This is a genomic window from Alistipes sp. D31t1_170403_E11 (assembly GCF_015553985.1).
GTDB classification, from domain to species: Bacteria; Bacteroidota; Bacteroidia; order Bacteroidales; family Rikenellaceae; genus Alistipes; species Alistipes montrealensis.
On record NZ_JADNHQ010000007.1, the window covers coordinates 51749 to 75567 of the forward strand.

16 protein-coding genes are annotated in these 23819 nt (G+C 57.7%); 7 read left to right on the forward strand and 9 right to left on the reverse strand.

Annotation, left to right across the window (positions count from 1 at the left end; translation table 11 throughout):
• The 7 genes from I2E69_RS12730 (at position 1) to I2E69_RS12760 (ending at position 8579) form a co-directional block, all read left to right on the forward strand.
• On the forward strand, positions 1-1836 hold the full coding sequence (locus tag I2E69_RS12730) for a beta-N-acetylhexosaminidase (RefSeq protein ID WP_195461607.1): 1836 nt from the start codon (positions 1-3) through the stop codon (positions 1834-1836).
• Between the two features lie 2 nt (positions 1837-1838).
• Entirely contained in the window at positions 1839-2855 is a 1017-nt protein-coding gene (locus tag I2E69_RS12735) for a DUF6528 family protein (RefSeq protein ID WP_195461608.1), read from the forward strand.
• Positions 2856-2864: 9 nt separating this feature from the next.
• On the forward strand, positions 2865-3785 hold the full coding sequence (locus tag I2E69_RS12740; RefSeq protein WP_195461609.1) for a sugar phosphate isomerase/epimerase family protein: 921 nt from the start codon (positions 2865-2867) through the stop codon (positions 3783-3785).
• Between the two features lie 22 nt (positions 3786-3807).
• Positions 3808-5514: a hypothetical protein gene (locus I2E69_RS12745; RefSeq protein ID WP_195461610.1), complete on the forward strand. Its 1707-nt coding sequence runs from the start codon at positions 3808-3810 to the stop codon at positions 5512-5514.
• 144 nt (positions 5515-5658) lie between these two features.
• Positions 5659-6408 carry a lipopolysaccharide kinase InaA family protein gene (locus I2E69_RS12750; RefSeq protein WP_195461611.1) on the forward strand — a complete coding sequence of 250 codons (750 nt, stop codon included), beginning with the start codon at positions 5659-5661 and terminating at the stop codon, positions 6406-6408.
• Between the two features lie 238 nt (positions 6409-6646).
• Positions 6647-7492 (forward strand): prephenate dehydratase, encoded by an 846-nt coding sequence (locus I2E69_RS12755; protein ID WP_195461612.1) that lies wholly within the window; start codon positions 6647-6649, stop codon positions 7490-7492.
• Between the two features lie 22 nt (positions 7493-7514).
• Entirely contained in the window at positions 7515-8579 is a 1065-nt protein-coding gene (locus tag I2E69_RS12760) for a bifunctional 3-deoxy-7-phosphoheptulonate synthase/chorismate mutase type II (RefSeq protein ID WP_195461613.1), read from the forward strand.
• 330 nt (positions 8580-8909) lie between these two features.
• Here I2E69_RS12760 and I2E69_RS12765 read toward each other — a convergent pair whose 3' ends face one another.
• The 9 genes from I2E69_RS12765 to I2E69_RS12805 form a co-directional block, all read right to left on the reverse strand.
• Complete coding sequence (locus I2E69_RS12765; RefSeq protein ID WP_195461614.1) at positions 8910-9917, reverse strand: glycoside hydrolase family 130 protein; 1008 nt, start codon at positions 9915-9917, stop codon at positions 8910-8912.
• Between the two features lie 2 nt (positions 9918-9919).
• On the reverse strand, positions 9920-11218 hold the full coding sequence (locus I2E69_RS12770) for an MFS transporter (protein ID WP_195461615.1): 1299 nt from the start codon (positions 11216-11218) through the stop codon (positions 9920-9922).
• An 18-nt stretch (positions 11219-11236) separates the two neighbouring features.
• Positions 11237-13297 carry a family 20 glycosylhydrolase gene (locus tag I2E69_RS12775; RefSeq protein WP_195461616.1) on the reverse strand — a complete coding sequence of 687 codons (2061 nt, stop codon included), beginning with the start codon at positions 13295-13297 and terminating at the stop codon, positions 11237-11239.
• Between the two features lie 147 nt (positions 13298-13444).
• Entirely contained in the window at positions 13445-14659 is a 1215-nt protein-coding gene (locus I2E69_RS12780) for a DUF1735 and LamG domain-containing protein (protein WP_195461617.1), read from the reverse strand.
• Positions 14660-14686: 27 nt separating this feature from the next.
• Positions 14687-17014, reverse strand: a complete 2328-nt coding sequence (locus tag I2E69_RS12785) for a glycoside hydrolase family 18 (protein WP_195461618.1) — start codon at positions 17012-17014, stop codon at positions 14687-14689.
• 38 nt (positions 17015-17052) lie between these two features.
• Positions 17053-18630, reverse strand: coding sequence for a SusD/RagB family nutrient-binding outer membrane lipoprotein (locus tag I2E69_RS12790; RefSeq protein ID WP_195461619.1), 1578 nt, complete (start codon positions 18628-18630; stop codon positions 17053-17055).
• Between the two features lie 13 nt (positions 18631-18643).
• Entirely contained in the window at positions 18644-22003 is a 3360-nt protein-coding gene (locus I2E69_RS12795; protein WP_195461620.1) for a SusC/RagA family TonB-linked outer membrane protein, read from the reverse strand.
• Between the two features lie 124 nt (positions 22004-22127).
• Positions 22128-23129 carry a FecR family protein gene (locus I2E69_RS12800; protein ID WP_195461621.1) on the reverse strand — a complete coding sequence of 334 codons (1002 nt, stop codon included), beginning with the start codon at positions 23127-23129 and terminating at the stop codon, positions 22128-22130.
• 78 nt (positions 23130-23207) lie between these two features.
• Positions 23208-23813, reverse strand: a complete 606-nt coding sequence (locus I2E69_RS12805; protein WP_229095511.1) for an RNA polymerase sigma-70 factor — start codon at positions 23811-23813, stop codon at positions 23208-23210.
• Positions 23814-23819: the final 6 nt, after the last annotated feature.

The following is a 23819-nucleotide window of genomic DNA, read 5'->3' on the forward strand; positions in this document are numbered from 1 at the left end:
ATGAAACGCATACTCACACTGATCGCACTCTGCGCCGCATTCGCGGCTTCGGCCTCGACGCGGCAGTTGCAGGTCATTCCCCAACCCGTAAAGGCCGAACTCCGCGTAGGCATCTTCGTCACCGCCGGCTGCCGCGTCGAATGCGAAGGCTTCGACACCCGGCCCGATCGTCTGACGGCGCTGGCCGGGCAGCTGGTCACGCCCTGCGATCCCGCATCGTCGTGGAACGGGGCGAATGCCGTCGTACTGCGGCGCGACCCCGCGGCGGGAATTCCTGCCGAAGGCTACCGGATCGACATCTCCGCACGCCGGGCGCAGCTCACCGCAGGCGACGAAGCCGGATTCTTCTACGGCCTGCAAACCCTTTTCCAGATGGCCGACCAGCGGGGCAACCTCCCCTGCGCCTCCATCGAGGACTACCCCCGCTACCGTTACCGCGGCCTGCACCTCGACGTTTGCCGCCATTTCTTCCCGGTGAAGTTTATCAAACACTACCTCGACTGGATGGCCTCGTGCAAACTCAACACCTTCCACTGGCACCTGACCGACGACCAGGGCTGGCGCATCGAGATCAGGCGTTACCCGCGCCTGACCCAAATCGGCGGCTACCGGACCCAAACCCAGATCGGCGGGTTCCACGAAGACCCGATCACCTACGAACAGGGCCGCTACGGCGGTTACTATACGCAGGACGAGATTCGCGAAGTCGTGGCCTATGCCGCCGAACGGCATATCACCGTCATTCCCGAGGTCGAAATGCCGGGCCATGCAATGGCGGCGCTGGCCGCCTACCCCGAACTGGCCTGCGGCCACGGCCCGAAGCATTTCGAAACGAGCGGACGCTGGGGCGTGCTGGACGACGTTTTCTGCCCGGGCAAGGAGCAGACCTTCGAATTCCTCGAAGGCGTGTTGGACGAGGTATTGGAACTCTTTCCCTCGAAATTCATCCACATCGGCGGCGACGAGTGCCCCCGCGTACGCTGGAAGGAGTGCCCCGACTGCCAGGCCCGCCTGGCGGCCGAAGGGCTGAAGGACGAGTCCGGATTGCAGGCCTACCTGACCTGCCGCATCGGCCGTTACCTCGCATCGAAAGGCCGCCGGCTGATCGGCTGGGACGAGATTCTCGAAGGCGGACCGGCTCCCGACGCCGTGGTGATGAGCTGGCGCGGAACCAAAGGTGGAATCGCCGCCGCACGCCAGCAGCACGAGGTGATCATGACCCCGAGCACCTACCTCTACTTCGACAAGAAGGCGACCGACTCGTACGACGAACCCGTCAGCCTGAGCAGCAGCCTGCTGCCGCTGGAGAAAATTTACGGATACGACCCGGCAGAAGGTATCGCTCCCGAAGACCGGCGCTACCTGCTGGGCGTACAGGCCAACCTCTGGACCGAATTCATCTGGACCGAAGGCCGCGTAAGTTTCCAACTCCTGCCGCGCATCTATGCGCTCTCCGAAATCGCCTGGTCGCCCGTCGAACGCAAGTCGTGGGAGGAGTTCTCCGAGGTACGGCTCCCGGCCCACCTCGCGCGGATCGACGCCACGGGAGAACCCTACCGCCTGCCAGCGCCCCTCGGCATCGAAAACGGGACCTCCAAAGGCGAAAGTTTCTCCTTCGCGATACGTCCGCCGTTCCCGGGCTGCAAGGTCTGCTACACGCTCAACGGCGCCGTACCGCAGGATTTCGACCGCGAGATGCCGGAGACGTTCGACATCGTTGTCCCCCGCGGCGAACAGCGGACGCTGCGCTGCGTGACCATCGCCCCCTCGGGACGGCGCAGCACCGTCACGACGGTCATGCTCACCAACCAAATACAAACCAATAACCCCGAATGACTATGAAACGCCGTATAACAGCCCTCTTATGCGTAGGCTGCCTCTTCACCCTCACCGCCTGCCAGGAAGACATCGAGATCACGGAGGTTCCCATGCCTCCGGTCGAGGAAGAACCCGGCCCCGGTCCCGACGACACCGACAAAATCTACGACTGCGAACACCCGCTGCTGCTGACCGAGCAGGCGCAGGGCCGCATTCTCATCGTCGACGCCGACACCAAAGAGATCCTCTGGGAGTGGCGGGCCGCAAGCGCCTCGGACATGCCCAACGCCACTTCGCTCATGCGGCTTCCGAGCGAAGTCAAAGCCATCTACAACCGCCGTTACATCCTGGCCACAGCCTCGGGCGGCGGCGTGGCGATCATCCGCATCGCCGACAAGAAGGTAATGTTCTACGCGTCGGTCGGCAACAACCCCCACTCGGCCGAGGTCTTCCCCGACGGCAACCTCGTCGTGGCGTCGACGGACAACGACGGATTCCTCAACACGTTCCGCGTCGACACGGTGGCCCGCACCGGACAAATCGTCCAGAAACTGCCGCTGACCTTCTGCCACAGCGCCGTCTGGGACCGTGCGCGGGGCCGCCTGCTGGCGACCTCCGACAACAAGCTGTGCGTCTTCACCTACAACGGCGACGGCAACGCCCCCCGCATCACGAAGGAGTCCGAAACCCCGATTCCCGAGGGCAGCTGGGCCCACGACCTCTTCCCCGTCTACGGTGAAAACGCCCTGTGGCTCACGAACAACAGTTGTGCGATGAAGGTCTCGGCCTCCGACCTCGCGATGATGACGACCGATTTCTCGCAGTCGTCCATCAAGTCGGTCAGCTCGGGCCCGGAAGGTTTCGCCACGATCCTGATGATCCCCAAGGACGGCGAGTGGTGGAACACCAAAGTCGTCGACACTGCGGGACAGACGGTCTTCGAACAGAGCGGCATGCAGATTTACAAGGCGCGCTGGTTCGTCGAAAACGCATACAGCTACCCCGCCAAACATGATTTCGTACAACCTGCAAAATAGCCCCGCCCCATGAAAAGAATACTCAGATTCCTCCCCCTGCTGCTGCTCCTGCCCGCCGTCGCATCTGGCCAGAAGCGGCTGAACGAGGTAGGCGCGGTTTACGGGGCCATCCGCTCGATGACCCCCGAAGCCTACAAGGAGGCGCACGACAAATACGGCATCCGCTGGATCGAAGCCTGGACGGGCAATCTCACGGGCGGGACCGAGGAGCAGTACGACGCCTGGATCACACGTTTCAACACCGCGATGAAAGGCTCCGGGCTGAAACTGTGGTCGGTCCACCTGCCCTTCACGCGCAAGTCGCCGAACGACCTCTCGGACAACCGCCCCGAATGGCGCGAAGCGACGCTCAAAAACTGGATCGAAATCCTCGACCGCGCAACGCGCCTCGGCAAATTCCGCGTGGTGGTGATGCACCCCAGCAGCGAGGCGCAGATTTCCGACGTGGAGCGCCCGCAGCGGCTCGAAAACCTCCGTGAAATGCTCCTGCGCTTCATCCCGCTCGTAAAGGAGCGCTACGGCGCCGTGGTGGCCGTCGAGGACCTCCCGCGCGGGTGTCTGGGCAACAGCAGCGCCGATTTCGACTGGCTGGCGGCCAATGTCCCCGGCTTCAAAATCTGCTACGACACCAACCACCTGCTCGGCGAGGAGAGCCACGCCTTCGCGGCCCGTTTCGCCCCTTACATCGTCAACATCCACGTCTCGGACTACGACGGGGTGGACGAACGCCACTGGATGCCCGGACGCGGCATCGTCGAATGGCCGAAAGTGATCGACATCCTCACCCGGTCGGGCTACGACGGCCCCTTCATGTACGAAGTCACGCCGCGCAACGATCCGCGCGGAAGCGCCGAATACATGCGGCAGACGACCGACAGCCTTTTCAGCCGGTATGCGCTTTACAAGAAGCAGTCGGAACGCAAAAAATAACCCTTCAAATCCCGAACCTTTTATGAAACGATACATCTATTACACCGTATTGCTGGCCCTGGCGGCATGGAACGGCACGGGCTGTTCCGACGGTTACGAATACTTCAACCCCAATCCCGGCGACGAAGAGCAGGCAGCCTCCCCGATCGTCAACACCGGCAAAGCCTCCGTCAACGCCATGGCGGGAACCGCAACGATGAACGGCAACTGCAACGACATGGGCCAGACCGTCACCGAAGCCGGATTCCTCTACGGCCGCACGGCCGCCGAAATGATGAAATCCGAACCCATCGTCTGCCCGGTCGACGCCGAAGGGCGTTTTTCGTACACCCTCTCCAATGTGGACAACGGCGACCACTATTTCCGCGCCTACATGATTATCGGCGGCCAGACCTACAACGGCCGCACCGGATGGTTCGAGGTAAAGGTGGCTTCCGTTCCGGAGGTCACCACCGAATTCTCCGAAGCCGCCGGAGGCGTCATCTCGCTCAAAGGCAGTTACAAACTCGACCGCGACCTGAGCGTGGAACCGGGATTCCGCTACGCCACGACCGAAGACGGTGTTTCGTCCGTACAGTTCGTACGGGCCACGCAGGTCGACGAGCAGAACAAGACCTTCAGCCTCGACATCCCCGACACGGGCCAGCCCTGCTTCTTCCAGGCCGTCGTGCGCATGTCCACCGATTTCTACGACGGCCAGGTGAGCGAAGTGATCCGCCCGAAAGACCTTTCGGCGGCAGGCGTCGCCAACTGCTACATCGTCACCGAAGGCGGCTGGTACAGCATCGACCCCAAACGGCCCGACGGAACCACCGTCGCCGCAGCCGCAGCCGACTGGGTATGGTCGTCGGGCTCCGGGCTGGTATCGGGAGTGCACCTCTCGGCAGGCCGTATCGTCTTCCAGACCAGCGGCAATGCGGGCAACGCCGGAATCGCCCTTACGAACAGCGCGGGCGAAATCGTCTGGAGCTGGCACATCTGGATGACGCAGGCCCCCGCCGCCCAGACCGTCAACGGCCGCACGTTCCTCGACCGCAATGTCGGCGCCACGGAGTTCGACGGCGCGCTGGTCGGCTCGCTGGGACTCTACTTCCAGTGGGGCCGCAAAGACCCGTTCATCGGCGCCAACCGCATCCAGAAAGACTATGCCAGTGCTGTCGAATATGAGGGAACCGGATTCCAGACCACGGGCGACACCGGTTACACGGCACTCTTCCTCTACAACGATGTCCTCTGCGAAGGCTTCAAATTCGTAAACAAGGATATGGACATGGCCACGAGCATCGCCAACCCGACCGTTTACTACGGAGTCTACAACGGCGGCGGGTGGAAAGGCTCTAACAGCGAAGTCAAAGACTACTGGGGCGGCGTGAGCGGCACGAAGACCAACAACGACCCATGTCCGGCCGGTTACCGTGTGCCGACATTCGACGAACTCAACGGCTACATCAAGGACATCGACACCGGCAAGACCGCGCAGGAAAACGTCAGCGCCCAGTCTTTCGGCCGGAAATACACCATCGGCGACGAAACCTTCATGTTCCCGGGCTCAGCCCTGCGCGTGTGGAGCGCCAAGGTGCGCTATCCGGGCCGCCTGACCTTCTTCTGGACGGCAACCATCTCGCCGTCGGCCGAAAAGAAAGCGCTCAATTTCTACGACTATCGCTGGACCACCAACGCAGACCCGATCTGCAGCGGCATGGCGATCCGCTGCATCCGGATTCAGTAAGCCAAACCGTTCGTTACGACAGGGCGTTCCTTGAAGGGACGCCCTGTTTTCGTGTTCCAGTTCCGTTTCAGGACAATTTCACAACCAAAAAGGACTGACGTATGCGCCGCAGGTGCGTAACTTTGCAACGGAAAAACTACTGCAATGCGCATTCACGTCAATACGGCTGCGGAACACCTCCGGGATTTCGCACAGCGCCTGCCCGAACTCTTCGACCAGGGCGGCGAAATACTGCACGCAGGACGCAACACGATCAAGGCCTTCGAGATAAACGGCGAACGCCTGGTCGTCAAGCGGTTCCGGCGTCCGAACCTGCTGCGAGCCGTGATCTACACCTTCTTTCGCCGGAGCAAGGCGCGCCGCTCCTACGAGCACGCCGTGCGGCTGCGGGCGCTGGGGATCGACTCGCCCGAGCCCATCGCATGGAGCGAATACCGCCGTCACGGACTGCTCAGCGACACTTACTACGTTTCGCGCCGCTCGGACTACGCCCCGCTGTCGCAGACCACCGAACACTTTCCCGCGGCGGGAACCCTGCCCGTACTGGAGGCATTCGCCCGCTTCGCGGTTTCGCTCCACGAAAAAGGCATCGAACACCGCGACTTCAACCACGGCAACATCCTCTGGAGCCGCACCGCCGCGGGCGTTTACCGGTTCCAGTTGATCGACATCAACCGCATGCATTTCGAGGACGCGGGCCTCTCCTCGCGGGCCTGCATGATCAACCTGCGGCGGCTTGCCTGCCCGGCCGTGGCATTTCTCTACATCCTCGACCGATACGCCGAAGCCCGCGGGTGGAATGTGGACGACACGCTGCTGCGAGGCACTTTTTTTCGGTTGGCATTCGGCCACAGCAAACAATTGCGCAAACGGTTCCGGCGCCACAAACGCTGATTTTCCACAAAAAAACGCGCCGGGAATTTGGTTTTACGGATTATTTCGCTACATTTGCCAACGATAAAAGCTATCGAACGATGAGAGCATACGGTTTTGCATATTATTTTTATTACTTTTTCTTTTATAGCAAGGGAAAAAGCGGGATCGCATGCAATTAACTGTATACATCGAAGTATAGATTAATATGACACGAAAATCCCGCTCGGCCGAGCGGGATTTTCTTTTTCAAACCACTATGGAACAGATCGCAATACAGGGCATCGCGGGATGCTATCATGAAACGGCGGCGCGGCGCTATTTCGCAGACCGGGAAATCGAAGTTCTCCCCTGCCTGAGTTTCGACGAGTTGTTCGCCCGCATGGCTGCCGATCCGGCGCTGCTGGGCATCGCAGCCATCGAGAACACCATTGCCGGCAGCCTGCTGCCCAACCACGAACTCCTGCAGCAGAGCCACGCCCGGATCATCGGCGAACAGAAACTCCGCATCTCGCACGTACTGGCGGCCCTCCCCGGCCAAACGTCCGACGACATCGCCGAAGTCCGTTCACACCCGATCGCCCTGATGCAGTGCGGCGACTTCCTGAAAACCCGCCCCGGCATGAAAGTCGTCGAACGCGACGACACCGCAGGCAGTGCGCGGGAAATCGCCGAAGGGCATCTCGCAAACACGGCGGCCATCTGCGGCGCCGACGCAGCCCGCCTCTACGGCCTCGAAATCCTCCAACAGGGCATCGAAACCAACAAACACAACTTCACACGCTTCCTGCTGCTTGCCGACGAGAGCCGCGCCTCAGCCTTCTCCGACCCGGCGAACACCGACAAAGCCTCGCTGCTCTTCACGCTTTCGCACACCCAGGGGAGCCTCTCGAAAGTGCTGACCGTCCTTTCGTTCTACGACATCAACCTCACCAAAATACAGTCGCTGCCGATCATCGGGCGCGAATGGGAGTACCGCTTCTACGTCGACGTAACGTTCGACGACCCGGTACGCTACCGGCAGGCCATCGACGCCGCCCGGCCCCTCACGAGCGACTTCCGCATCCTCGGCGAATATGCCGAATGCACCAACCCCGCAATTTAAAAACAAATAAATCATACCGATCATGAACGACATTCAACCCATCACACTCCCGGGAATCGATCCCAAACGCCCCCTGGTAATCTGCGGTCCCTGCAGCGCTGAAACCGAGGAACAGGTCCTCAGCACGGCCCGTTCGCTGGCCGCCCAAGGCTTCAACCTCTACCGCGCCGGACTCTGGAAGCCCCGCACCAAACCCGGAGGTTTCGAAGGCGTCGGCGAAACGGGCATCGCCTGGCTCCAACGCGTGAAGCGCGAAACGGGAATGTACACCGCGACCGAGGTAGCTACCCGCGAACACGTAGCCGCAGCGCTGAAAGGCGGCATCGACCTGTTGTGGATCGGCGCCCGCACGGCAGCCAACCCCTTCGCCATGCAGGAAATTGCCGACGCACTGCGCGGGGCGGACGTTCCCGTGCTGGTGAAAAACCCCGTCAGTCCAGACCTCGAACTGTGGATCGGCGCCATCGAGCGCATCTACAACGCCGGAATCCGCCGCCTCGGGGCCATTCACCGCGGGTTCACGTCGATCGACAAGAGCCTCTACCGCAACCATCCGATGTGGGCCATTCCCATCGAACTGCACCGACGCCTGCCCCACCTGCCGATCTTCAGCGACCCCAGCCACATCGGCGGCAAGCGCGAACTGATCGCCCCGCTGTCGCAGCAGGCCATGGACCTCGGATTCGACGGACTGATCGTCGAGGCGCACTGCTCGCCCGACTGCGCCTGGAGCGACAAGGCCCAGCAGGTAACACCCGAAGCGCTGGCGTACATCATCCGCAACCTGGTAATCCGCGACGAATCGATCACCACAGAGAGCCTCACCGAACTGCGTTCGCAGATCGACAAGCTCGACGACGAACTGCTGGAACTGCTTTCGCGCCGCATGCGTGTTTCGCGTGACATCGGGCAGTACAAGAAGGAGCACAACATGCCCGTACTCCAGACACAGCGCTACGAGGAACTGCTGGCCCGCCGTGCCGGACAGGCCGAGCAGATGGGCATGGACCGCGAATTCATGCGCACCGTCCTGCAGGCCATCCACGAAGAGTCGATCCGCCAGCAGATGGAAGTGCTGGGAAAATAGGCGTTTCCATATTCTCTTCGAAAAAGAAGACCCGCAGTCTATGCCGCGGGTCTTTTTCATATGTACTCCAACCATTCTCGAAACAACGCATACATGTCTTCGGCTCCTCGGAACAGTATCACACCTTCGAGACGCGCAAAACGAAATACACGGGAAATACCACCTGCGGATTATAGCAGAGCAGACCCGGCAGTTTCGCGCACTCGCTCTCCGTCGCGCTAATTCGCCGGACCATGGCGTCGCTTTCGTTCGTCAGCCTCTCGCCCAGATTCAGCAGCAGATGCCCCCCCCCTCACCGCCGGGAAAGGTATAGCGTTCGTCGCAAGGCCATCACAGGATGTTGTTTTTCTTCGTGAACTCGATAATTTCAGGGATATAGCCGAACGCAAGGCCTGTCACCGTGTCGGCACACCCGTAGTAGACCGCAACGCGCCCCGTCGCGGGGTCGTGCAGCGCGGCGCACGGGAACGTAACGTTCGGAACGTCCCCCGTCAGTTCGTAAATCTCCCGCGGAGAGATCAGGTAGGGACCGCTCCGTGCCAGGACCTTCCAAGGCTCGTCGAGGTCGAGCAACGCCGAGCCGAAAGCATAGACGTAACCGTTACACGAGCGAAGCACCCCGTGGTAGAACAGCAGCCAGCCCTCCGAGGTCTCGATAGGAACCGGACCCGCGCCGACCTTCATGCACTGCCACGCCGACACCTCGAAAGCCGCCGGAGACATCACATGCCGGTGGCGGCCCCAGAACTCCATATCCGGGCTCTCCGAGTAGAAGATGTCCCCGAAAGCCGTATGGCCGTTGTCGCTCGGGCGCGAAAGCATCGCGAACTTACCGCCGATCTTACGCGGGAACAACACCCCGTTGCGGTTGAACGGGATAAAGGCGTTTTCCAACTGGTGGAAGGTCTCGAAATCATCCGTCCACGCGATACCGATCGTCGGACCATGGTAACCGTTGCACCACGTAACGTAATACTTGTCTCCGATCTTCGCAACGCGCGGATCGTAACCATAGACCCATTCCCCGATCTCGGCATCTGCACCCGTCAGGCGGAAATCAGCCTCCTCGATGTCCCACGCGATGCCGTCCACCGAGAAGCCCACATGGATACGCATGCGGCGATTGGTGTCGTCGCAGCGGAAAACTCCCGCATAGTTGTATTTCCCCTTCCGAAACGGCACGACCGCCGAGTTGAAAACCGAGTTCGAGGTCGACAAAGCGTCCCGACCGATGATCGGGTTCGCAGAATAGCGCCACAGCACCTCTTTGGAGCCTGCGGGACGCTCTTCCCAAGGCATATCGGGCAGATTATCGCCCGTAATTTTCAGATTATTCATTATTATTGTTTTTCGTTTGATTTGTCGTCATAGGTAAAAGGCACGAACCACGTCACCAGGAACGCCGGCACTGTGGCCAGCATCACTGCGAGGAAGAACATTCCATAGCCCAGCGCGTCGCTCAGGTAGCCCGAAACGGCGCCCGTCAGCATCACCGAGAGGTTCATGATCCCCGAAGCAAAGGCGTAGTGGGCCATCCGGTGTTTGCCCGGGGCCACCTGTTGCATCATAAAGAGCGTCAATCCCACAAAGCCGAATCCGTAGCCGAAGTACTCCAACACGATGCCCCCGCCCACAAGCCACATCGATGCCGGCTGAAACCAAGCCAAAAGCGCATAGACCGCGAACGGGATATTGAAGATACAGCAAAGCGTGAAAAGAGTCCGTTTCAGCCCCCGCCAGGCGATATAGTAACCCGCCAGCAGCGAACCGAGCAGAAACGCCCCCGCGCCGAAAGACCCGTAGTAAAGGCCGATCTGTTGGTTCGTGAGGCCCAGACCGCCCGAGACCGTGTCAGCCTTGAGGAACAGCGGAACGATCTTCATTACGAAACCTTCGCCTAGTCTATACAGGATGATAAAGCCGATATAATACCAGATATGTTTCTTTGAAAAGAATGCCGCAATAACTTCTTTCAGGCCTCGGAGACCCTCTTTCAGCGAGTGCGCAGCGGTTGGACGATCGGACGAAGGAAGCGCCCGGCTATGGTACAGCCCCAGCAGAACCAGAAGGCCGCACAGAATGAACAACACAACGCTCCACGAACGAACATAGGCGTCGAACACCGCAGAGCTCCCAGCCGAGAAGTTCTCGTAAAGCCAACCCGCGAACCACACAAGACCGCCCGTGGCGACCAGTTTGGCCAAATTGTAGAACGCACCCTGCCAGCCGATATATTTCGCCTGGGAAGTGGTGTCCAGTTCCGACATATAGACCCCGTCGGCGGCGATGTCATGCGTAGCTCCGCTGAAAGCAATGACTGCAAAGACCGCGATCGTTACCGCGAAGAACGTCGGCAAGTGAAGGGACAAGGCCGCAGCGCCGAACAGTACGCCGCTCAAAAGCTGCGTCGCAACGACGAAGAACTTCTTTGTCCGGAACAGTTCCAAAAAGGGACTCCACAGAAACTTGATTGTCCACGGCCACATAATCAAGGAGGTCCAGAACGCGATCTGGGCGTCCGAAATACCCAGATCCTTGAACATCACAGCCGAAACCATGTTCAGCACGACGAACGGCAGGCCCATCGCAAAATAGAGCGAAGGGACCCAGCGTAAAGGGGTAGGTGAAAATCGATCCATGTCAGTAGTGTCAGCGTATTATTCCACGATTATCTCGTCGATGAAAATCCATCCGCCGGAATGTCCGTTATGCAGAGCTTTCAGGCGGATATAGCGGCCCCGGGCTTCGCCGGTCCAGCCGAACTCCCGGTAACAGTCCTGCCTGAAGTCGAACGGCACGTCGTTCTTAACCGTCGCAAGCGTCGTGTAATGCCCGCCATCGTCGGAAACCGATATTTCGACAGCCCGGGGCATCCAAATATCGGCATAGAACCCTTGCATGAAATCGGCAGCAATGTGTTTCACAAAGAGGGATTCACCCAGATCAACGATCAGGTCTACATCCGTATCGAGCCAGCCCTGCCAGCGTTGGTCACCATAATTCCAGTCACCGCGCAGTCCGTCAGTCAGCGAACCGTCTCCTGCGGCCGCGTATTTCGGACTGTAAGGCGTATGGTAAATAACCGGTTTGCCCGTCGAGAGACACTGAACGGGTTCGAGCGATTCGGGACGGGGCCCCACGGCATTCTTCTGGTCGAAAGGATGGTATCCCCGCTCCTGCATCCACGCCACGGCATCGAGTACGCGGGTATGGAAATCGCCATAGTCCTTGCGTTCCGGAAGGCTCCAGCCAACTTCGGCGATGGCCATCAGCCGCGGCCACATCATGTGCTCGGCATGCTCACCGGTCGACACATGCTCGCACCACAGGTTGCCCTGCACGCCGAGAATCATCGGCACGGCCTCGGCGCCGAGCGAATCGGGAGCCGGATCGAAGGAATAGGCCTTTTCGAGCGTAACGAAAGCCGCTGCAGCAGGCGGTTCACGCGTGGGATCGTCTTGGCAGTAGTCAAGGTAGCAGTAGTTATTGGGAGTCATTACGGCCTGGTGTCCCGCACGGGCGGCCGCAATGCCGCCTTCGAGACCTCGCCACGACATCACCGTAGCGTCAGGGGCCAGTCCGCCCTGCAGTATCTCATCCCAGCCCAGCAACCGGCGTCCCTTGCTGTTGAGAAAAATCTCAACGCGATGCACCAAATAACTCTGCAGTTCGTCGACATCCTTCAGCCCCTCATGCCGCATCCGGGCCCGGCAACGCGGGCACGTCGCCCAACTCGCCTTGTCGGCTTCATCGCCGCCTATATGAATATACTCCGAGGGAAAGAGTTCGATGACTTCCGAAAGCACGTTTTCCAGAAATTCGAAAGTCTGTTCATTGCCGATACAGAGGTCCTTATCGACATAAGGTTTGCCGCTGCAGGCAAGTTGGGGATAGGTGGCCAGCACCTCTTCACTGTGTCCGGGCATCTCGATCTCGGGGATTACGGTGATATGCAGGGCACGGGCGTATTCGACCACTTCGCGGATTTCGTCCTGCGTGTAATAGCCGCCTTCGGCCGCAGAATCATCCCGGCGACAGTAATGCCGGTCGCCATAGTACCACTCCGTATAACAGGGATAGGGCCTCCAGGCCGCGAAATCCGTCAGTTCAGGGTATTTACGTATCTCGATACGCCAGCCTGCGCCATCGGTCAAGTGCCAATGAAACCGGTTGAGTTTATAGCGGGCCAGCAGGTCGAGCTGCCGCTTGACGAACTCCTTGTCACGAAAATGGCGCGATACGTCGAGCATGAATCCCCGGTAAGCGAAACGCGGAGCATCTTCAACAGTAACGGCGGGGATGCGTTTGCCCGAATGCTCGGCCAGCTGCGCCAGCGACTGCAGGCCGTAGAACAGTCCGGCAGCATCGGGCGCCGTGATCGTGATGCCGCTATGGGCAACATCGAGCCGATAACTCTCGGGAGCCCCTTCGTCCGAAAGCCGCAGTCTGAGGGCCGGAACATCGCCTTCGACGGCTTCGACGAAGGGAACGAGAAAGAACCGGCCTGCAGCGGAACGGTTCATCCATGCCGTGAGATCAGCTTTGTCCTGCCCCGCGAGATCAGTGGCGTAAGTCAGCGTCCGGGGCATACGGAATGCCCCCTCGCCCCAGGTCACCTGCTGCGGGGCGGGAATGATGCCCGTAGAAAGGTTATCCGGCGACTGGCTGCACGCGACGACAAACAAGGCGACAGCAAAAAACAGGTATCGTAGTTTCATGGTTCGTTTTTTAGGAGTAAAGCGGGCGGCCTGCAAGCCGCCCGCTTCGATAAATTGCACTGCATTCATCCGCGGCGGCGGCCCCTGCCGTCCGGAATTAATTCCGGACGGCACTGGGACTTCGTCTGAACGGACATGTGGACCCGGCTACCACGTAGCATCCAGAAACTGCGGGCTGGCCGAAAGACCGTAGGCATCGTACCCGTGTCCGGTCTGATCAACGATCTTGTTCCTCAGATTCCACCGCGAATAGGACTCGCGGTAATCACTGACCGACTCACTTTCGTCCATCTTCCAGTAAGCCAGCAGGTCGGGCGAATTCGGATCGACAATCACAAGGTCCTTGACATTGGCGATCTCACTTGTGCTGAGGGCTCGGGTCCAGACACGCGCCTCGGCCAGATAGCCGTTGAGCGGACGGTTGCCGTTGTAGTTGGACGCACACCCCAAGCCGAAGCCGATACCGCTGCCGTTCCATAGCTGCACCTGCGAAATGTCCACTGTCTCGCCCTTAGTCCGGGTTTCGGTAATGAACTTGCCGTCGATGAATACACGCAACGAGTTTCGGGTCCAGACGCCTGCCACGTGATACCACTGCTTCGTGGCGCAGGGAGAATTGATTGCCGCCGGCTGGTAATCTCCCTTGCAGATCTGGAGCACGTCATAGCCGATCTTCACGTCGCCGAAGCGCATGCAGACATTGCCTTCGAGGCCCATGATCGACGAAATATAGGGATCGCTCTTCGTGAAATCGTTCGCATAGACCCGGCATTCGAGCGTCAGTTCGGGAAGGGCCGACAGGTCGCGCTCGACATCTTGTCCCTTCTGGTCGTAGAAGCCTGGAACAATGTACTTGTTGCCGGAACCGATATAGACACCCTTCCCGTGGACCGGAGCACGGAAAACGATGTAGAGCGTGCTCGACGGGGCGAGCACCGGCATATTACCGTCGGTTTGGGTGATACGCAGCGGCAGGCAGTAGAACGTGCCCGGTTCGAGAACCTCCTTCACGACAATTTCACCGGCATCCGACACATTGGTGCCTGCCTTGATGGTCACTTCCTTTTTCGCAAAATCGTAAAGGTCCCCGTCGAGCAGCACGCACGTACGTCCGTAAGTGGTGTTGTACTCCTCGAGCAGTTCGGGACAGACCTGCACGGTGACATGCGTATCCTTATCGACAATTTTCGACGCGGAAACCGAAAATTCCGCTTTCTCTCCAGCATTGTAGATCGTAACGATCTTCGCCGGCTCCTTCTGCGCCTCCGTGATGTAGATCGATGGAGTGTATTCTGCCGCCTCCTGACAGCCCGCAAGAGCCGCAGCAAAAGCAAAGGAGGCAATTACATATTTCAATTTCATGATTTTCATTGAGTTGTGTAGTCTTGATTAGTTATTAGGAGCAATAGCATTCCACTCGCAGCTTCCGATAAAACCATTGCCGGCGCTGCCGGGAGTATTCTCATAGGTCATACGCACATAACGGCACTCGACCGGAGTAAGGAATTTCACATACTGCCAGTCGTCCCCGTCAGGACTTCCGATAGCGACCGCCTCGCCCCGTACCGACTGATCCGTCCAATCCGACCCGTCGAGGCTGGTCTGAATGTCATACAGTTTGTAGGTTTGGTAAGAAACACTGCCCAACACCATGCCCATCCGCCATCCGACGATCGTCTGCGGTTTTGTCATATCGATCTGAGCCCATCGTTTGCCTCCGATGCTCGAATACCAGCCCATTTGCCGCTGGTTGCCATCGAACATCTGGCCGTTGTCGAACCCTCCGATAGCGCCCGTATCCTGTCCTTCGATCGAATAAATCCAACCGGTCCGGTCTTCTATCACCCGACCGTCGACATAAGCCGCCCCGGATTCGACATTGTTCTTGCTTCGGGTAACGAGGATATACTTCACGATCGAATTTTCATTTACAGGCTGGTAATCGGTCTGTCCCGATAAATCGACCCGCATGGCGATCATCGATTTCAAGGCCGTCAGCTTGGCAAGGTCGGCCATCGAGACCTTAACGGACGAAGATGCATTCGCTCCTTTCTCCACAAGCAGTTTGCCCGAAACGGCGACATCCGAAGCTGCGATTGCGGTGTAATCGGTTCCGTTTTTCTCGTTATAAGCCGCAACGAGCGAAGGATCGATAATCAGCGCCATCTCAGTGGCAGCAGGCGCCGTATTCGAAAACTCGGCCGATACGGAGTGGGAAACATCGCCTTCAAGAGTTCCGTCGGGGAGTTCGAGCACCGTTATTCCGACAATCTGCTCCCCGGCAAGCGTAACGTTATTGATCCCCGTGCTCTTGGAAATCATCAGGTAGCGAACCTCCTTGCTGGTATTAGCCGAAAAACCGGAGCCTTTGGGGAAATCGGCGCGCAGGGGCACGAGATATTCACCGTCTTCGACCTTGGAGAAGTCCGCAATCGTGATCGTCACGGGCTCGGCGGTCACCCGTGTCCCGGCAGCGAAATGGAGCGGTCCGGAGAAAGCGACGAGCGCAGGATCGAGCGTCCTGTATTCAGTATAATTGTAATCGTTATAAGTTGTTACGAGACCGTTATCCACCACCAGAGAGATATCGGCATCGGCATCCGTGACGGAGGCGACCTCGGCAGTCATCGTCGTCTGTAACGTTTCACCCAGCCCCGAAGGATACATGGTAATGCTGTATTTTTCCTCTCCGGCTTCGTTGAGCGACAAAAGATTCTTCGTATAGTCGCCTTGCGGGGCCGGATTAGCGATCTGGATCGCCTCGCGGATGTACTTGTATGGCATCTCTGCATTGCCGTACTCATACTCCATATGGTAGGAACCGAAGCCTGCTGCCGTCTCTTCCGCAGCAAAATGAGCCATGCCCAGCAGCGAGGGAATAGTCTCGCCGTTATAACTGTAATTGGCTCCGCCGCTCTGCCACAGCGATTCGAAATTCTCCGTGAAGATCATCTGTTCGGGACGCCATCCCATGCCTCCCGCGGAGGCGGTCCGGCTGCGGAGATTACCCGGCCCCGAGCAGTTGTAAGCCTGCGAAACAGCATAGTCGCACAACTCGGCGATATTGTCCGGCAACCAGTTGCTGTCGACATTTCCATCGATCAGGAACAGGCGCCCAGTGCCCGACTTGGGACCAATATATTTACTCAGTTCCTCAGCGAATTTCTTGAAATTGGCCGGATTCGTATTCATTGGGCCCTGGTGGTCGATGGCTGTCTCGAAGTCGATGTCCATACCGTCGTACTGGTACTTGTCCATCGAGTCTTTGCCCCATGCCTTGGCATAGGCGACGATCCCCTCTTCGGTGATCTCACCATCGACCTTGAACTCGTCGGGCATATCTTTCGCGGAGATACAGAACACGACCTTGGTGCCTTTGATCTGCTGCACGAAGGCCTTGTCTTCGATCTGTTCGCGGCTCAGGCTGTGCCACTGACTCCACATCGAGATGATGTCCATCGAATCGGGAGCGCTACGCAGGCGGCTCTGTTCCGATGCGCCGATGGCCGTCCACGAGCCGTACCAGCCAAATGCTAGCTTGTGGTCGGTCAGTTTGTAGGCGCGCAGACGTGCGTAGTAGGCATCGTCGCGCGGGAAGGGCGACTGTAAATCCGGACGCTGGATGCGGATAGGCTCCGGCGTCGTCTGCTTCTCGCATGCGAAAAGAACCACGATGGCGGCAAGCAGCGAGAATGTATATATCAAGGTATTTTTCATATTGCTTTCTTGGTTTTTCATGGAAGTAAGCGTTCCGTTTATTTCTTGTCCCACCACTGTTTCGTGCCGCCGGCGTCGGGACCATTCAGCAGCCGGATCGCGGCATTCACGGCTCCCTGATTGTTCGAGTACTCGAGTTTAGGGAAAACCATACGGCGGATCTGGATGTTCTTGTCGATGCTCGGATCTTCGCTGTTAGCTACAATCGGAAAGAGACGCGGAAAACCCGTACGGCGGAACTCGGCCCAGGCCTCCATGCCGTTGGGGAACAAGGCGATCCACTTCTGGGTGATGATACGCTCCAGTTCATTGCCGTCATCCTTCCACTTGACGGTGACACGTCCCAGAGCACTGGCGGTATATTTCGTGGGATTCTCCGAAACGTCGTTGAAACGCCCCGGCACCTTCTCGCTCGCAGCATATTGGTCGGCCTCGCTCGTGGAAAGCCCGTTCTCGAGGAACGAAAGGCGGATACCCTCCTCGTAGTCGGATTTCGCACCTGCGGCATCCCCCGTCATGAGTTTATACTCGGCCTTCAGGAAAGCTACCTCGGAGGCCAACAGCCAGTTCATCGGCGTATCGGTCTGAATGTTGGGCGCCGACATCTTGGTATAGAACTTCTGTTCGGTGGAGCCCAGACCGTTGCGAACTCCGTGAAAACCGCCGCCGTCGATGGTTGCCGGCTGGAACATCTTCTCCATGCGGGGGTCCTCATAGCCGTTCAGGTAGGAATCCATCGAAGCCCCCATACGGGCGTCGTTGTAGGAGTTCCAGATCATCTCCATCGGGTTGTTGACCGTGATCTGCCGGTAACTTTTCAGCATGGCGTTATCCTTGGTCGAGGTGATAACGCCCGCCGCGATGGCATCCGACGCATATTTCTTCGATAGTTCGGGTTCGACATAACGGATGCGGATCGCCAGGCGCAGTTTGAGCGAGTTGGCGAACAGCAGCCATTTCTTGAGGTCGCCCGCGTAGATGGCATCGACCTTCTCCAGCGACTTATCGTCGGGCGCGACGGCGATTTGCGCCTGAAGGGCTTCGATCGAACTGTCGAGTGTTTCAAAGAAGTGGTGGTAAAGTTCTTCCTGCGAGTTGTAAGGGCTGCGGGCCTGGCCGAACTTAAGTACCGGCAGCGGGCCGTACATATCGCTCGCGCGATGAAGCGTCAGCACCTTAAGGATATCGGCCACGGCCATCGCATGCCGGGTCAGAATACCCTCTTCGTAACCGGACTTGAGCATCAGCCACGCCGGCATCACCTGCGTGAAAGCCACCTCGAAGACTGTGTTGCTCCAGTTGTTGGCCTTCAGGTTGTAGACCATCGGGTTACTGCCACCGTCGAAATGGTTGGCGCAGGCCATGTAACCGGCATAGTGATCGGCCAGCAGGTTCCAGCCCGTCTGGTAACGGTTGACGGGCACGGTGGTTTCGCCCGTCGTCGGGTAAACGGCGTCCATCTCCATCGTAGTGATAAGCGAGGCCTGGTCCACCTCCTGAGCAGCGTTGGGATCGGTGTTGAAATGCTCGAAATCCCCGGTACAGGACGATGCCGCAACTGCGAACGCAGCTACAAATGCCAGGCATGTTTTAGTTCTGTTCAGTATGTTTTTCATGGATTTAATCGTATTAGAATTGGAGTCTTACGCTGAATCCGATTGTCCGGACACTCGGCTGCATGAAGAAATCGAAGTTTTGGTAATAGGTGCTCGTTGAAGCAGTCAGCTCCGGGTCAAACGGGGCCTTGTTATAGAACATGAACAAGTTGCGTCCGACGAGCGAAACCGTTGCCCGGAATTTGTCATTAAACCACGACGAAGGAAGATCGTAGCCCACCGTAAGTTCGCGCAGGCGGACGTTGGACATGTTGTAAACATATTGAGACAACATACCCATACCGTCACCGGTATTGGCATAGAAATCCTTGACACTGAGGATCGTCTGATCTTCGGAGATGCTGACGCCGCCAGCTTCGCGGGCATCGGCCGACACCTGCGAAACACCGAAACGGTCCATCAGAGCCTGCGTCACGGAGACGCCGCGGCCGCCGATGCGTGCATCGATCAATACACCGAGCGAAACACCCTTGTATTCGAACCGATTGTTCCAGCCAAGGCGATAACGGGCGTCGGTATTGCCTGCAAAAATCCAAGTGTCGGGGTCGATCGTAACCGTACCGCCGTTGGGATCGACATAAATCTGGCCCTGGTCGTCGGTCTTGAGGCCCGTTACATAGAAATCGCCGATCGAACCACCCTTTTGGAGTTTCACACGGTAGCCGCCGAAATCCATATTTACCTCGGGTAGCGAAACCGTAGCGCCCGTCACGGGATCTACCGTACCTTCGGGAACCAGTTCTCGGATCTTGTTGCGGTTCATCGAGAAGTTAAACGAAGTCATCCACGAGAAACCGCGCCACGTATTCTTGTAACCGGCAACGGCCTCAACGCCCCAGTTGTTGACCTTGCCGGCATTCAAGTAGGACTGTTTGTAACCGGTGCTGGGAGGTGCATCGTAGAGGAAAAGCTGGTTGTAGGTGTTGGTGTCGTAATAGGTGGCGTCGAGCCAGAACTTGTTGCCCAGGAACTTGGCATTCAAACCGACCTCGAACGACTTGGTGCGCTCGGGACGCAGATATGTGGCAGGAGCATAGGTCTGGGTAGTCACGACGCCATTTTTGATCGAATAATTGGCTCCTGTAATGAAGCGCTGCGGCGGGTTGCCGACTTCGGCGTAGGAGGCGCGGACCTTCAGGAACGAAATGCCAGCCTTCGAAAGGTCGGCCATCGACGAAATTACGGCCGAAAGGCCTACCGAAGGATAAAAGATGTTCTGCTGGCGCGTGAAAGCAAGCTGCGAGGCCCACTCGTTGCGGAAAGTAGCGTCGAGGTAGAGCATGCCCTTCCAACCCAGTTGCAGCGTGGCATAGATCGCCTGGTTCTGGTCGTGGTAGTTCTCCTGCATGGGCAGGGTATTCAGGTCGCTGGGAACGATGTTGTTGAAGGTAAACTTGTTGGGAATCCCGGCAAGGTGGCCTTCATAACCCGTCAGCGCATTCTTATCGTCGATCAAGCTGGCTCCGAAGTTGAACTGCACGGAGAAGACGTTATCCCAGAAACTCTTGTCGATCGACATGAGCGCATCGGCATAGAGATTACTGTGGCGCGAAGTGTGGTTGAGGTAGTTACCGTATTCCGATGCGAACAGCCTATTGGACGATGCGGAGATCTTGCGCGTGTAGTTCATGACCATGTTGTCCGAACGCACGCGGCCCGTGAGACTCAGCCAGTCGGTAACGTCCCATTTCAGGGTCGCATTGAACGTGTAGCGGTGCGAAGTATTTTCGAAAATCTCGCGGTTGGTGATCCAGTAGGGATTCTCAACGCCGTTGATGAATTCGAGCCCCCAGAACTGCTCGCTGTAACCCAAGCTGGGATTGTAGCGTTCGTAAACCTGGTATTTGGAGATATCGTCACCGCGCGGAAACAGGTACGCGCCGATCAGCGGGTTGTGGTAAATACCCTGAATCAGCGGATTGCGGCTGTACTGCTTCATGTAGGAGGCTCCCAAATCGAGCGTCAGTTTATCCTCGATCAGCGCGGTCGTGTTGCGCACCGAGAAATTATAGCGGTTGTAGACGTTATTGGGAATAATACCCCGCGTATTGACCGATGAGGCCGAAAAATAGGTCTGATTACGTTTCGTGCCGGCCGTGACGCCGATGGCGTTGGTTTCGTCGAAGCCGGTCTGGAAGAAATCCTTCGGATCATACGACGAAGGTTTGGCCAGTTTCTCGCCCCAACTCATCGACGGAGAATTGAGGTCTGTGCCGTAGGTATTTTGGAATTCGGGCATCACGAACGGCGACGAGAAAGTAGTGCTGTTGGAATAGTTCACTCGGACCCGCCCCTCTTCGCCTCTCCGGGTCGTGATGAGGATCACACCGTTGGCACCCTGCGAACCGTAGAGCGCCGCGGCCGTAGCGCCCGTCAGTACCGACATCGATTCGATGTCCTCCGGGTTAATATTGGCGATACCCTCGTAATCGCCGCCGTCGGGCGTTTCATAGATGCCCTCGGTCTGTCTCGAACGCAAGCTCGGCAGCGGAATACCGTCAACCACATAGAGGGCATTGTTGTCGCCATTGAGCGACTTGACGCCGCGCATCACCACGCGGGTCGAACCGCCTGCTCCCGAAGCACTGGCATTAATCTGCAGACCGGCGACCTTACCCGAGAGCGAGTTCATGAAATTAGCATCCTTGACCGAGTTGACGATGTCACCGGCAACCTCCTGCACGTTGTAGGTCAGAGCCTTCTCCTTCTTCTTGATACCGAGGGCAGTTACGACCACCGCGTCAAGCACTTCGTTGTCTTCGCGCATGACGATTTGCAGCGGAGCGGTCCCTTTCACGGGAATCTCCTGTTTGGTATAGCCGATCAGCGAAACTTCAAGCACATCGCCCGGCTTGGCCTGCGGCAGCAGGAAATTGCCATCAAGGTCGACGGCGGTTCCGACCGTCGTTCCCTTGATAAGTACCGTAGCGCCGACCAGGGCCATGCCCTTGTCATCCTTTACGGTTCCGCCGATACCGCTGCGGACACTGTGGGGGGGGGAATTCGGGGCTTTTTTAGAGAGTACAATGTGTTTCTCCCGAAGGGTATAGGAAATATCTAACCCCGCAAAAAGTTTGTCCAATACGGTTCCCAGCGATTCATCCTGCACCGCAATAGTCATTTTGTGACTGGTGTCGATATCGGACGTATTATAGACGAACGAATAGCCAGTCTGCTGCTGAATGGACTGAAAAACCGTGATGATCGCGGCATTCCGGACATCGAGGCTCACACGCGGAGCAACTTGCGGCGTCTGTGTCGCGGCGCTGGCGCCGAAATACCCCGATAGCAGCATCGGGATGATGAGCAGGCAGCGAAAACATGTCGAGACAACACGCCCTCCCTTGCCCGCAACAAGGTAATTTTTTTTCATAGATCAGAATAGGTTAGTTTAAAAACAAGTTGTCAAAATCGCCGCGGTTATACCACGGGTCCGAAGAGAAGGAGTCTTATGCTTTCATAGGCCGGCAAATGAAATTTTCAGGTTAGGTATTCGGTTAAGGTTTAGGATTGGCATGGATTTCAATATCTTTTCCGACGATCGTATAGTTGAATTTATAGGTCAACTGCAGCATGGACATGATGTGGTAAATGCCGTCTTCGACCCGGAAATCGCCGGAAAACCGCATCTGGCGGAGTTTTTCGTCCATGAAGCGGATGTTAACGTTGTAATAGCGATTCAGTTCGGTGACGATCTCTTCGAACGTATTGTGTTCGAAACAGAAACGGCCGTCAATCCAATTGATCGACCGTTCGGCGGACGAAACATCCGTCAACTGCATAGTTTTCGTTTTTGTGTCGAATATCAGTTGCTGGGAGGGATGCAGGCGTACGGAAGCGTCTTCCTGCTCCCAAGCATAGGCCTTGACCGCACCTTCGAGCAAGACGGTGGTGACCCGGTGTTTGTCTTCATCGTTACGGACGTTGAAACGCGTGCCGAGCACCTTAATGTCGAGTCCGTTGGTCGAGACCACGAAAGGAGCCCGCTTGTCGTGCGAGACTTCGAAATAGACTTCGCCGTTTATCTTCACACTGCGCCTGCGGGAAAAGAGTGAGGCGGCATATTCCACGCTGCTCGACGAGTTGAGCCACACCTTCGTGCCGTCGGGCAGGACCGCCTGCGAGCGTTCGCCCAACTGGGTATATATCGTTACGGGGCGTGTCAGGCGCTTCGAGACCGACACGGTCGTCAATCCACCGGCCAGCAGAATCACGGCTATTGCAGCCGCAGCAGCGATACGCAGGAGATTGCGACGCAGAGTCGTGCGACGCCCTTTGTGCATACGGCGCTTGAACTGACGGAGTGCATGTTCCACATCGATAGCGGCCGTATCGTTGATCCGATCATTGACATACAATATATAATAGATTTCGCCGAGCAGTTTGCGGTTCGAACCCGAGGCATCATACCATGCCTCCACGGCAGCGGCCTCCGCTGCATTCAATCCGCCGCTCAGATAGGCGGTCAATACCTCTTCGTTAATCTGAAAATCTGCCATTTCGGTTTGCTTATCTATATAGTAATACAATCCGTCAGCACAGGATGCTAACGGAAAATCTATTTTTTCGGAAAATTTTCAAGAAAAGTCCGGCCAGAGGAGCAGGACGATCAACGGCCAGTAGTCTTTCAACTCCTCACGCAGCAGGCGCACGGTCTGCCCGATGCGGTAGTTGACCGTCTGGGGAGAGACGTTCAGTGTCGCGGCTATCTCCTTATGGGTCATGCCCTCCAGCCGATGCATGCGGAATGTCTGCTGGAACTCCGGCGGCATCTTCCGCAGCGCGGCTGTCAGCCGCTGCACCAATTCACCTTCGAGGTAGAAATCGGGATCGTCGAACTGATCCTCATAAGATTCGGCCAACTGGCGAATCACGCGAGTTTTGATCGAATCATGCGAAGCACTGTTGATCGACTTGTTTTTCACAATCGTGAACAGCAGCGATTTGAGCGGCATTTCGGGGAGCAGCGACATGCGGTTCTCCCAAACCCACATGAGGGTATCCTGAACCAGTTCCTCGGCCCGGACAGGGGTTACAAAGCGTGTAGCGTATGTACAGAGGGGTTTGTAATAGCGCCGGAAGAGCGCGTCGAAACACTTTTCATCGCCCGCGCGGAGCAGCCCGACAACCGTGCGGTTATCCTGCATGCTGACAGTATGTATGTCTTCTGCTGCGGTTCCCATTTATCA